The sequence below is a fragment of the Leuconostoc carnosum genome, assembly GCF_014207505.1.
Lineage (GTDB): Bacteria > Bacillota > Bacilli > Lactobacillales > Lactobacillaceae > Leuconostoc > Leuconostoc carnosum.
Genome location: NZ_JACHGL010000001.1, coordinates 302,150 through 315,111, shown reverse-complemented (window position 1 = coordinate 315,111; position 12,962 = coordinate 302,150). Strand labels below are relative to the sequence as shown.

General features: G+C 38.2%; 12 protein-coding genes. 1 reads left to right on the top strand and 11 read right to left on the bottom strand.

The features are described 5' to 3' along the window. Position 1 precedes the first annotated feature (1 nt). The 6 genes from HNQ98_RS01430 to HNQ98_RS01405 form a co-directional block, all read right to left on the bottom strand. The gene (locus HNQ98_RS01430; RefSeq protein WP_041773218.1) at positions 2-478 is read right to left on the bottom strand and encodes a diacylglycerol kinase family protein; all 477 of its coding nucleotides are present in this window, start codon (positions 476-478) and stop codon (positions 2-4) included. Continuing rightward, positions 462-944 carry an rRNA maturation RNase YbeY gene (gene ybeY / locus HNQ98_RS01425; RefSeq protein WP_135197478.1) on the bottom strand — a complete coding sequence of 161 codons (483 nt, stop codon included), beginning with the start codon at positions 942-944 and terminating at the stop codon, positions 462-464. The genes HNQ98_RS01430 and ybeY overlap by 17 nt, the downstream gene beginning before the upstream one ends. Further along, complete coding sequence (locus tag HNQ98_RS01420; RefSeq protein ID WP_014974425.1) at positions 944-1,936, bottom strand: PhoH family protein; 993 nt, start codon at positions 1,934-1,936, stop codon at positions 944-946. The genes ybeY and HNQ98_RS01420 overlap by 1 nt, the downstream gene beginning before the upstream one ends. 62 nt (positions 1,937-1,998) lie before the next feature. Continuing rightward, the gene (locus HNQ98_RS01415; protein ID WP_184284891.1) at positions 1,999-3,195 is read right to left on the bottom strand and encodes an ammonium transporter; all 1,197 of its coding nucleotides are present in this window, start codon (positions 3,193-3,195) and stop codon (positions 1,999-2,001) included. Between the two features lie 154 nt (positions 3,196-3,349). Further along, on the bottom strand, positions 3,350-4,771 hold the full coding sequence (gene pyk / locus HNQ98_RS01410) for a pyruvate kinase (RefSeq protein WP_135197480.1): 1,422 nt from the start codon (positions 4,769-4,771) through the stop codon (positions 3,350-3,352). Positions 4,772-4,866: 95 nt separating this feature from the next. After that, complete coding sequence (locus HNQ98_RS01405) at positions 4,867-8,214, bottom strand: DNA polymerase III subunit alpha (RefSeq protein ID WP_135197481.1); 3,348 nt, start codon at positions 8,212-8,214, stop codon at positions 4,867-4,869. A 124-nt stretch (positions 8,215-8,338) separates the two neighbouring features. On the opposite strand from HNQ98_RS01405, the gene HNQ98_RS01400 reads away from it, so the two are divergent. Next, on the top strand, positions 8,339-8,539 hold the full coding sequence (locus tag HNQ98_RS01400) for a YjzD family protein (RefSeq protein ID WP_135197482.1): 201 nt from the start codon (positions 8,339-8,341) through the stop codon (positions 8,537-8,539). A gap of 30 nt (positions 8,540-8,569) precedes the next feature. Here HNQ98_RS01400 and aroD read toward each other — a convergent pair whose 3' ends face one another. The 5 genes from aroD to aroA are packed head-to-tail and all read right to left on the bottom strand — an operon-like array spanning position 8,570 to position 12,947. Next, complete coding sequence (aroD, locus tag HNQ98_RS01395) at positions 8,570-9,454, bottom strand: type I 3-dehydroquinate dehydratase (protein WP_135197679.1); 885 nt, start codon at positions 9,452-9,454, stop codon at positions 8,570-8,572. Beyond that, positions 9,451-10,005 (bottom strand): hypothetical protein, encoded by a 555-nt coding sequence (locus tag HNQ98_RS01390; RefSeq protein WP_135197483.1) that lies wholly within the window; start codon positions 10,003-10,005, stop codon positions 9,451-9,453. Before HNQ98_RS01390 ends, aroD begins: the two co-directional genes overlap by 4 nt. Next, positions 10,002-10,802 (bottom strand): shikimate kinase, encoded by an 801-nt coding sequence (locus HNQ98_RS01385; protein WP_135197484.1) that lies wholly within the window; start codon positions 10,800-10,802, stop codon positions 10,002-10,004. The genes HNQ98_RS01390 and HNQ98_RS01385 overlap by 4 nt, the downstream gene beginning before the upstream one ends. Then, on the bottom strand, positions 10,795-11,655 hold the full coding sequence (locus HNQ98_RS01380) for a prephenate dehydrogenase (RefSeq protein WP_135197485.1): 861 nt from the start codon (positions 11,653-11,655) through the stop codon (positions 10,795-10,797). Before HNQ98_RS01380 ends, HNQ98_RS01385 begins: the two co-directional genes overlap by 8 nt. Then, a complete protein-coding gene (gene aroA, locus HNQ98_RS01375; protein ID WP_135197486.1) occupies positions 11,652-12,947 on the bottom strand; it encodes a 3-phosphoshikimate 1-carboxyvinyltransferase in 1,296 nt (431 codons plus the stop codon). The genes HNQ98_RS01380 and aroA overlap by 4 nt, the downstream gene beginning before the upstream one ends. Positions 12,948-12,962: the final 15 nt, after the last annotated feature.

Here is a 12,962-nt window from a genome sequence, read left to right as displayed (position 1 = left end):
ACTATCTCTGAAACTGATGTAATAAGTCCGAAAAATTAGTTACAATACCAAATTGTCGCCAAACATAGGGTTGAAAAATCAATAACAAAATCACAATTTCAACACCAACAGCCACTAATACTGCCCCAGCCGCAACATCTTTTGCCAATTTAGCTAGTGGATGATACTTTTTTTCGACAACTAAATCCACTACAGCTTCAATGATTGTATTCAAAAATTCACTGAAAATAACAATAAATACAGCCATCGTAACCCACAACCAATCTGCACGGTATATACCGTAATGCAAACCAGCAACCAGAATCAGAAATGCTAGTACAATGTGGATACGCATATTACGTTCGCGTACTAAAATCATCCAAATACCATTTAGCGAGTTACGCATAGCTTTTAAAAAATTGCTGTTACGAGTTGTTTGATGTTTTTCACTCGCTGGAACACCTTCTAATTTTGTTTTTTCATTATCTCGTGAGGCCATAATCATTTAAAATCTTCCGTTGTAAATCAAACATTTCTTTCTCTTCTTGGTCACCTAACATATGATCATAGCCATTTAGATGCAAAAAACCGTGTACAACTAAAAAACCAAGCTCACGTTCATAACTATGTTCAAGATACTCTGCTTGAGAGCTAATGACATCGACTGAAACGATAATATCACCAATATTTTTAGCAATTTCATCAGCCCAACTATTATCAGGAAGGTTAGCAAAATCATCCTCTCCTTCCTCAATAGCAAAACTAATCACATCTGTTACTTTATCTACACCACGATATTCTTGATTATAACGTTGAATTTCATCATTATTAACAAACGTCACGGACATTTCTGTATTTTCAGGTAAATCTAAGGCCGTTCCAGCAAAATTCAACACTGAATGAACTAAATCACGATGATATGGTGTTACACCTTTTTTTGTTTGATCAATGATTGCTAAATCCATTAACTATTTTGCTCCTTTTTTAGGGCTGCTAGTTTTTGTTCAGCAGCCTCGTAAGCATTGACGATGAGGCCAACAACCGGGTGCCGTACGACATCATCACTGCTAAAGTTAACAAACGAAATACGATTAACCTCTTTTAAAATACGCTGTGCAGCGATTAAGCCTGACTTAGCACCACGAGGCAAATCAATCTGTGATATATCACCGTTAACAATCATTTTTGAACTAAAACCTAAACGCGTTAAAAACATTTTCATCTGTTGATTTGTGGTATTTTGTGCTTCATCTAAAATAATGAAAGCGTCATCAAGTGTTCGACCACGCATATACGCTAATGGTGCAATTTCAATGACCCCACGATCCATTAATCGTTGTGTTTGTTCAGATCCAATAATAGCATTCATTGCGTCATAAATTGGCCGTAAATAAGGATCAACTTTTTCTTTTAAATCACCTGGTAAAAACCCTAAAGACTCTCCCGCTTCAACAGCTGGACGTGTAATGATGATACGTTCGACTTCCCCGCGTTTGAGTGATGAAATGGCCATAACAACAGCCAAATAAGTTTTACCTGTTCCAGCAGGACCGATACCGAAAGTAACATCACTTTTACGAATTGATTGCACATATTGCCGTTGACCAAAATTTTTGACACGAACTGCCCGGCCCTTGTTATCACGAATTAAAGTTTCAGAATATAAATCACTAAAATATTCTAATGTCCCACGTTGTGCCATCGTTACAGCACTGACAACATCTGTGGATGAAATATTAATTTGATGCTTAATTAACCCTGTTAGTTCACGTAAAACGGCGTTAGCAAGTTGAACATTGTTCTCATCACCAGCGATTGTCATTTGGTCACCACGTGCATGTAACTGTACGTTTAAACCTTCTTCAATTAAATTCAAAAAGCTGTCATTGGCACCAATCAGGTTTGTTTGCTGTTCTGAATTTTCAAATGTAAAAATTTGCTGTATTTGTGCTGACAAATTGCAAATCCCCTTTATTATTATTTCTTCTAATTTTAACACAAAAAAAGGGCATATGCCCGTCATTCAACTATTAAATCATGCATAATAGCATCATATCCCTTTTCCTCTTCTTCTTCAGTTAAACGTAAGGGTGCTGCAATCACTGCCGTAATCTTGGCTAATATCAGTGTCCCAATTGTTACGAATACAACTGTAAATAAAATGGCGACTAGTTGCTTGCCGAGTAATGATACATCACCGTTAACCAAACCCGCAACACCATCAACACTTTTATCAGCGAAAATACCTGTCAAAATTGCACCTACTGCACCACCGATACCATGGATACCAAAAGCATCTAGGGTATCATCATAACCAAAACTATTCTTGACAAAAGTAATACCAGCAAAACCAACTAATCCACCAATTAATCCCATTACTACAGCTGCCCAAGGCGCTACAAATCCGGCAGCAGGTGTGATAACGACTAACCCAGCGACACCCGCACTAGTGATACCACTTAGCGTCGCACGTCCACGCATTTTATACTCTACTACGCCCCATGTTAGGACGCTTGCTGATGATGCTAACCATGTGTTCACTAAAGCCAATACGGCTGTACCATTGGCCGCTAATGCAGACCCTGAGTTAAATCCAAACCAGCCAACCCACAATAATGCACCACCAATCAACACATATGAGGGACGAACTGGTATATGTTTGTCGTTATGTCTGTGTCCAATAAGCAAAGCTAGTACAAGACCAGTCACACCACTTGAAATGTGAACAACAGTACCACCAGCAAAATCAATTGCACCAAATTGTGCTAAGAAACCACCACCCCAAACCATATGTGCTAGCGGCGTATAAATAACGATCAACCATAAAATCATGAAAACAATCATAGCTTTAATACGAACACGTCCAATAATTGATCCCGTAATAATTGCTGCTGTAATGATCGGAAACATACCTTGGAACAGTGCAAAAGCACCATCTGGAATCGTTAACCCTTTTGTTGATTTTGTAAAGGATACATCCGTCAAAAATACATGGTTTAAATTACCAATAACAGTTCCTTCACCACCAAATGCCAAAGAATAACCCACAGCAAACCAAACTATTGAGGCAATACCAATAATCAAAACTGGTACAAACATTGTATGCAACAGATTACGTTTCTCACCTAATCCACCATAGAAAAGTGCCAATCCTGGCGTCATTAACCATACCAGTGCTGCTGAAATCAATACCCACGCTAAGTCTCCTGTATTCATAAACATCGCTCCTCTTTATTTCGTTGAGATAATCATATCAGGTATACCAATTTAAACAGCTGAATTATGATAGGTTTTATGACATCACTATTTAACCAACAAAAAAAGCGTTGATGTTGTCATCAGCGCCTTTTATTACTAAATTATTTAAAAATTATACTGTTTGTACAGTGATCATGTTTGTTGTACCAGATTGTGACATTGGCACACCAGCAGCGATTACGATTGCATCACCAGAGTTAACAAGACCTTGTTCTTTAACAGCTGACTTAGCCAAAGCAATCATTTCATCAATTGTTTCAGGTGCATCATAAACAACTGGCAAAACACCATAATTCAACGTCAAGCCACGTTGTACACGTTCTGAATAAGTAACTGCCAAAACGTTAACATCAGGGCGGTGCTTAGAAACCATACGTGCTGTGTAACCAGAATTTGTTGATACTACAACTGCCTTAGCGTTCACACTATTTGCAATACGCACAACAGCTGCAGCAACAGCTTCTGTTGAATCACTTTCATCAAATACGATATCTTGATGGCGACCATTTTCGCGCAATGATGTTTCAGCTTTTTCATTAATAGCAGCCATTGTTGCAACGGATTCGACTGGATAGTCACCATTAGCTGATTCACCTGACAACATTGTTGCATCAGTACCATCAAATACGGCATTGGCAACATCGGAAGCTTCGGCACGTGTAGGACGTGGGTTTTCTTCCATTGAGTCAAGCATTTGTGTTGCTGTAATAACTGGCAAACCAAATTTGTTCATCTTGCGAATCATGTCTTTTTGAACCAAAGGCACATTTTCAGCAGGAATTTCAACACCCATGTCACCACGTGGTACCATCAATGCATCTGAAACTTCAAGAATAGCATCAAGATTATCAATACCTTCTTGTGATTCAATCTTAGGAATGATTTGCACGTGTTCCATGTTCTTTTCCTTCAACAATGCACGAATTTCGAGCACATCTTCAGGCTTACGAACGAATGAAGCAGCAATATAATTGATTTCGTGGTCCAAACCAAAACGAATGTCATCAGCATCCTTTTCAGTGATACCAGGTAAGTTAATTGCCACACCAGGTGCGTTAACACCCTTACGTGAACCCAAGATACCGTCATTGTCAACATGAACAACAAGTTCGCGGTTAGCTGAATCTTTTTCAACAACAGTTGTACCAAGCAAACCATCATCGAACAAGACTTGTCCGCCTTCGTTAACATCATCGAACAAACCGGCATATGTTACAGCAATTTTGTCCTTTGTGCCTTCAAGATTTTCATCCATTGAGATACGTAATGTATCGCCAGTATGGAACTCAATCTTACCGTCAGCTTGCTTTGTGGTACGGATTTCAGCACCTTTGGTATCTAGCAAGATACCAACTGTTTTACCAGTGATCTTTTCGGCTTCATGAACTGCGTTCATACGACCCAAATGTTCTTCGTGATCACCGTGTGAGAAATTGAAGCGGAAAACATTGGCTCCAGCTTGAATCAATTTTACAATTGTTTCGACATCAGATGATGACGGACCAAGTGTTGAGACGATTTTCGTCTTTTTCATGGTTAAATAACTCCTTAGTTGTCTTGGTTGTTGCTTGTGCAACTTTACCCAAAGTCTATTTTATACATTCTTCGCCATTTATACAAGGCAAATTATCAATGACTTCTTCTAAAAATAACATTATCATAACCTAATAATGGCGCCAATTCAAGTATGATAGCGGTTTCATCACCCAACCAAAATGTTTCATCAAGTTGCTGAGTTTTTTCGGTATTTTGCCAATGAATCACCACTGGATTAGTTCCATGATATTTTTTTAAAACATCAATTACTTTTTGGCGGTTTTGGGGTGTATCGTGAGTTTGATCAAATTGTAAAAACCAAGTCCCAGGTGCTACTTGTGCTGGTTGTTGCACTGGATTAATTTGATTGGCAACTACTGATAAACGGTCATTATAACTATCGACCTTACCAGTAACTTGAACGATTGTTCCAATTTTTAAAATATCACTGACTTTTGTCAGTAACCGACTAAAAACTGTCACGTTAATGGTATCAGTCAAATCTGAGAATGAAACGAAAGCCATTAAATCACCTTTTTTTGTGCGTGTTTGCCGAATATTATCAATAATGCCAACAAACGTCGCTTTTTGATCTTTTTTTGTCAAATCAGCAATATGCTGCAGATGCTCACTAGCAATCATTGATTCATAAACATCTAATGGATGTCCTGATAAATTAACGCCAATAGCTTCTTTTTCAAAGGTTAATTTTTCAGTACTAGGCATATCTTCGACTTTTTTAATCTTCGTCTCATTAAGAATTAAATCACCAAAACTTGCTGCTTCAATTAAGTCGTCAAGGGCAGTCGATAACTCTTGACGGTTATAGCCAAACTGATCCAATGCGCCAGCATAAACTAATTGCGACAATACTTCCCTTTTTCGGAACTTTTCCGGCAAACGATAAATAAACGACTGAATTGATTTAAATGGCCCATTATTGCGACGTTCTTCTAATAAAGCTGTAACAAAATCACTTCGGACACCTTTAATATTATTCAATCCCATACACAAAGCTTGCATATTTTCAGACCAAAACCGGTGAGATTGGTTAATATGAGGTGCTTTTATTTCAATTTGTCGTGTTCTAGCTTCAGTAACATATAATCTGATTTTTTCAGATGACCCAATATTCGCATTTAGTAACGCATTATAGAATGCCAATGGATAATGGGCTTTCATGTATGCCAATTCAAAAGATAACTTCGTATAAGCAACAGCATGAGACCGATTAAATCCATAATTTGCAAATTCATCAATATAGTTAAATATCTGCTCAGCTTGTTGCGCATCATGGCCTAATTGGACGGCACCAGTTACAAACTGTTCATGCATTGCTGCCATCTTATCTAGCTTTTTTTTAGACATTGCCACCCGTAAATTGTCCGCTTCACCAAGGCTAAAGCCGGCATAGGCTTCAGCCACTAGCATAACCTGCTCTTGATAGATAATAATGCCAAATGTTGGTGCTAGAATTGTCTTCAAATTTGGATCTGGAATAGTCGCCGTTTCACGGCCATGACGCCGTTTCACAAATGTTTCAATATTTTGACTGGGACCTGGTCGATATAAGGCATTAACCGCAACAATATGTTCAAACGTCGATGGTTTTAATTGTCGCAATACATTTTTAATACCAGCAGACTCGAATTGAAAAATACCGTTGGTATCTCCTTTAGCATATAATTGCAACGTTTCTGAATCGTTGACTGAGATTTTACTAATATTAAAATGTTCTGGCAACATATCTCTAGCATAATACAGTGTTTGTGCCAAAATAGTTAAATTAGACAAACCCAAAACATCAATTTTCAACAACCCCAAGGCTTCAACTGGATCTTTTTCAAACTGTGTTAGTAAACGCTCATCCGTACCTGTTTGCACCGGTAACGTTTTAACTAGTGCATCTTGGCTTAATACGACTCCAGCAGCATGTGTCGAATAATTACGGGGTAATCCTTCGATTTGTTGCGCAACTTTCAATAACAGCTCACCATTGTCAATTTCAGCTAGTATATCTTGTAAGCGTGTTGATTGTTTTAAGGCATCTGCAATAAAAACTCGACGTCCTTGCTTCCCTTGTGGCACCGTATTACTAATGCGACTCATCATTTGTTGTGATAAACCAAATACACGCGCTGTATCACGTAATGCCTGTTTTGCAGCTAGCGTACCAAATGTAATAATTTGTGCAAAATTTCGTTGACCATATTTATCATGTAAATATACAAGTATATCTTCACGTTTATTATCTGGCCAATCAATATCAATATCTGGCATTTGCCCACGTTCTGGATTTAAAAAACGTTCAAACAACAAACCAAATTCTAATGGATCTACATCCGTTATTTTCAAAACATAGGCAACTAATGAACCAGCTGCAGACCCTCGACCTGCCCCCATTTGAATGTTATGCTGATGAGCAAAATTTACAATATCCCATACTATCAAAAAATAATCGTTAAAACCTAAATCATCAATGACTTCTAACTCATACTGTAAGCGATCGTCATAAATTTGATGATTTTTCGCCGTGCTTTGGTCATTTAAACGTTCTTGAAGACCTTTTTTTGCAAGTTCATATAAATATTCTCGTGATGAATGCGCATCATCGGGCAACTTGAAAGTTGGTAAAGCCGCAGTTTGCTGAAATGACATCGTGACTTCACTCTTACTAACTAATAACTCATTATTCAAGTAAGCTGCTTTTAACACATCAGATGCTAAATAAGCCGTTCTTACGGTGTCAAAATCATTTAAAACATGTGTGCCTAATTTTTGAGAAAGTGTTCTAATATCTTCTAATTTAACGTTAACATCAATTGCTTTTAAAACTTGTGTCGTAAAAGCATCTTCTGGGTTAAGATAGTTAATATTATCTAAGGCAATTAATTTTGCCTGATTATCTTCGCCAAATGCTGCCAAACGTGCTTTGATTTGAGGTGCTAAGGCAGGATTGATGCCTATATATAATGATTTTGAATTAATTTGTGACACTAATTCTTGCCAATAGGTTGATGTATCGTCATAAGCTGAGGCAATAAGTTGTGTTAATTCACTATCCTCAGGTAAAATGACGTTAATACCTGCTAAATGGTCGACAATCATAGCAAATGTCATATCTTCTGCTTTGGCCGTCATTTTAGCAGAAGATAACCACATCAAATTCTGATAACCTACTTGATTCTCTGCAATGAGCACAACTGGAAATAACGTTGCGGTGTTGACTAGTCCATAAATTTGTAATGTCAAACCAAATAAAGGCTTGATATCATACTTTTTGGCGATGCGATAAAACTCAACAGCACCATACATCACATTGATATCTGCCAAAGTAACAGCATGATAGCCTCGTGCTTTTACAGTTTGAATGATTTGTTCAATTGTGTTTGGATTTTTAAGTAAACTATAACTACTGAAAATTTGTAACGGTGCGTACATATTATCTCCACTGTTTTCACAATATAACGCGAAAATTTGTTCCCTTTTATTATACATGAAAAGCCTTAAAAGGGTTGCGATTTTTTTTGAAAAGCGTATGATAGTTTTGTAAAGAGGTGCAATTATGAAATATATTACTGTTGCTGTTTGGTCAGCAATCTTTGGTGAAATTTTGGGTTACATTGTATCACAGCTCACAAATGGTGGTTATTCTTATACCACAGTAGCTATTATTGCGATTGTTGTTGGTGAAATTGCTGTTTATGCAATTCCAGCACTTTCCGGTTCAGCATCACCTAAAGAAGTAACTGCCACAGAATCATAATAAAAAGGCGCGAAATATTCTGCGCCTTTTTTATTTTGTCCAAGTAGCTAGTAACTCACTAATTGTTACCTGACCTGGTGCACTAACCGGCAATCCATCTAAAGTAGCAAATGTCAGTTCTGAGCCAAATTTGTACCCTTCAACGCGTGAACGTTGTCCAATAGCACCCATACTCATTGTAATAAGTGGTTGCTGAATAGTGGCTGCCTGTGTAGCCTGAAGCAAGTCTGTTACATCTTGTTCCTTGTTTGGCATCACAGCTATTTTAACCACATCAGCAGGCATTTTTGATATATCTGCAATTAACGCGCTAACATCAGGTGTTTGATTAAAATCATGATACGATATGATGACTGGTATACCTAACTCGTGTGCGACATCAATCACTTTGTCACGTAACTCAGAGTCCAAGGTATATTCAACATCTACTGCTGTAAAATGAAACCCTGATCGTAATGCTGCTACAATAAAAGTCGCATATTCCACTGGCGTCATTTCCCCTTGACCACCTTGTGCTTGCGTACGATAGGTTAAAATAATTGGAAAACTACCAATTGTGTTAAAAACCGATGCCGTTAATTCTTTAATAATTTGCATATTCATGACTGGCCAATTCGCATCAAATTCTTGACGTGCGTTATCCATCTCGGATAGCATTTTAGCCTCTGTCATGGCTGAAACATCTTTTTGCGCCAATTCTGCTTGTGCCCCAGCCTTGACTTGTTGCCACATCACTGCTTGACTAAAGTCATCAGCAATATAATCAGCCCGCCACTCGACAATGTCTGGGTTTTGCTCTTGTAATTTTTTGGCAAAGGGGGTTAATTTGTCATTTGGTCCCAAAGTAAGCGGCACTGCAATTAGTGGCTTCTCATTAATACTTTTTGGTAATTTAAATAATTCACGTAATGTCATTTTATTTGATAAACGACCCATATCATTTGTGGCTTCAACTGTTGTTGTACCTGATATTTTGGATCTTTGCTTTCTGTAGTTTTTAAAAATTGATCTTCGGATATAATAGTAAACCGATTTTGATCGTGAATAAAGTCAGCCATGGCAACAGGCTTACTAGGCACAAAAATAACGGATGGTCCCCAAGCATTATCCAAGTCATTAGCGCGCAGGTAACGCTTCATTAGACCTTCTGTGGCTGCGTGTATCACTGCAATATTACGCTGATATGTCTCATTTTCTATCAAGATCAATGGCATCAATGGTAAGACAAAAGTTGTCACAATATCTAATTTAGCCCACTCTAAATAATTAATATCTGCCCAATTTAATTCAGGCGAAATATTAGATCTAAAAGCAACGGGCATCAAAACTTGGTCCCCGCGATAATCGTCTAAATGCGTCAATATTTCTTCAAAACTTTGATGTAAAATCAATTTTTGAGTTGACATGTAATGCTGAGCTGCTCGTTCTGAATCTGTGCCGACAGGCCCTAATGTATGTAGTTTCATCGTTTTAACTGTTTGTTCTCTTTATTAATTGCCGCATCTGTAAGTATTGCCATAATTTTATCAATCATGTCATCAGTAACGTCTTCAGAATTCTCAAAATCATATTTTAGCAATTCTCGCATTTTAGTCATGCGACCCTGTTGCACAGTTGGCATACCAAACTTCTCTTTATATTTTGCCACTGCTTCAACTGTTTGCATCCGGTTTTCAATGACACCAAAAATTTGACGATCAAAAGCATCAATTTCTGAACGTAATTGCAATAATGCTAACTCATCCTCGTTTGAACTAAACAATGCCACAATCTCAGCAGCAATACGTTCCGGTGTTTTACCAATCGTTTCAACCATAAAATTGGCCACCGATTGATACTTTGGATCGCGCTGTGCCCATAATCTAAAAAATTCCGCCGCGGATTTTTCTTCCAGCAAAGGCCGTTGGCCTTCAATAAGTAAACGACCAATCGTACTTTCTAAATTACCATGTAAATAGATAACAGTTGCGGGAGATTCGTGCAAAATGGCCATATTATCTTCACGTTCCACTACACCGCCACCAGTGGCCACAATACCATCAAAAGTTTGGACATTAGCTAACACTTTTGTTTCAAGATCACGAAAACCCGACTCACCATATTCTTGGAATATCGCTCGAATCGACATCCCTGCTTCACGCTCAATTTCTGAGTCTATGTCAATGAATTTTGAATGATGTTGCCGTGCAATTTCTTTACCTACTGTTGTTTTACCAGCTCCCATGAAGCCGACTAACATTAATGTATCAGGTTCTTTACTCATGCTGTTTCCTACTTAATAAATTTTGTCGTGCATCGTGTGCTGTTTGAATCATCTCTTGCAGTTTATTGGCATCATTATCAGCAATAGTTTGATTAATTTCTTGTAGCTCATCAATTAGAGCTTGATTATTTTCTAACACACTCTCACGATTGCTCAACAAAATATCAGTCCACAATTTAGCATCACTAGCCGCTATTCTCGTCGTATCTGTAAAACCTCCCGCAACATAACGGCCAAAATGATCAGAAGATCCTAATTGTTTAACTGCTGTATTCATTAAAGCAAACGCAGCGATATGTGGTACATCACTAATCATAGCCATTAAATGATCATGCGCTTCAACGTCAATTGTTGTAAAATCCGCGGCAAGTGGCTTTAAAATATTTTTCAACCGCTCAACATAGGCTTTGCCCTCTTGATTTGGTATTAAAAAATATGGTACTTGTTGGTATAAATTCTTATTGGCTTCCGCAACACCACTTTTATGCGTTCCAGCCATTGCATGCCCACCAATAAAAGCTGTGTTAACTAAGACTTTATTCGCAACCTGTAAAATTTCATTTTTGGTTGACCCAGCATCTGTAACAATCACCTGTGGCTTAAGCGTTATTCCTGATAGTTGCTTTAGGCTTTCCTTGATACCATTAATTGGTGTCGCCAAAATAATAACGTCTGCACGGTCAGCGACCATTATTAAATCACTCCCGCTTTCAGAAATAATCTGATGTTTTATAGCATAATCCAACGTATTTTGGTTGATATCAATACCAATAACATGATTATCTGCTACTTGATTCAAAATCAACGCTAACGAAGCACCCATCTCGCCTAATCCTTGAATAACGATGTTCATTGCATCACCTTTGCTAAATCTGATAAAAATTTAGGGTAAGAGACACGCATCGCCTCTTCACCCACTAACGTCACATCTCCTTTGGTAATTAAAGCTGCGACTGCATTCATCATAGCTATACGGTGGTCACCAAAAGATTCTAATACTGTTGAATCTTGGCTTGTAGCCAACGGTGTCTGACCGTGAATAATCATGCCATCGGGGCGAGCTTCAATACTAGCGCCAAGTTTTGACAATTCAGACACAACAGTTGCTATACGGTCAGTTTCTTTAACACGCAACTCTTCCGCACCAGTAATTATTGTATCACCTACAGCTTGTGTAGCAGCTAAAGCAATAATTGGTAATTCATCAACTGCACTAGGAATATCTGCTGCCGTGATATGAATACCATGCAGCGCTTGCGTACGAACTGTAATATCAGCAAGTGGCTCCCCACTAGTTGGTATCTTAGCAATCGCTATTTCGGCTCCCATACGTTTTAAGAGCTTTAATACACCGTCTCTCGTCGGATTAATACCAACTTTTTCAATCGTGATTTCTGAGTTGGGTGTGATTAATCCCGCAACGATGAAGAAAGCTGCACTTGAAATATCAGACGGCACCAAAACATGCTGCCCTTTTAGAACACCTTGTTTCGAAATAGTAATCATACCATTTTTAGTTGAAATTTTACCACCAAACTGTTGTAACATACGTTCTGTATGATCACGAGAAGGTAATTTTTCAATAATCGTTGTTTCACCTTCAGCCTGCATCCCCGCTAATAATATCGCGCTTTTCACTTGCGCTGATGCCACGGGCATTTCATATACCATACCGTTTAACTGATTATTTGCTTGAATAACCCCTGGCAAGGTCCCCTCAGTGGATAAATTAATTTTTGCGCCCATCTGTTCTAATGGTGTCAAAACGCGGCGCATTGGTCGCTTACTTAATGAACTATCACCAATAATAGACATATCAAATGGCTGACGACTTAGCAGACCCATAAGTAGACGCGTTGATGTTCCTGAGTTTCCCATATCAAGTGCTGTTTTAGGCGCTGTAAAGTTTGTAATACCTTTACCAACCACACGCACATGTGTACCTATTTGCTCGATAGATACACCAAGAGCTTGAAAAATAGCCATGGTGTGCAACACATCATCAGATGTTAAAAAATTCTCAATCTCTGTCACACCAGTCGCTATAGCACCAAACATCAACGCACGATGAGAAATAGATTTGTCGCCAGGTACACTAATTTTTCCATGCAAACCTTTTTTTGGTGCATGAGCTAATTTAATCATTTATGACTTCCTCAT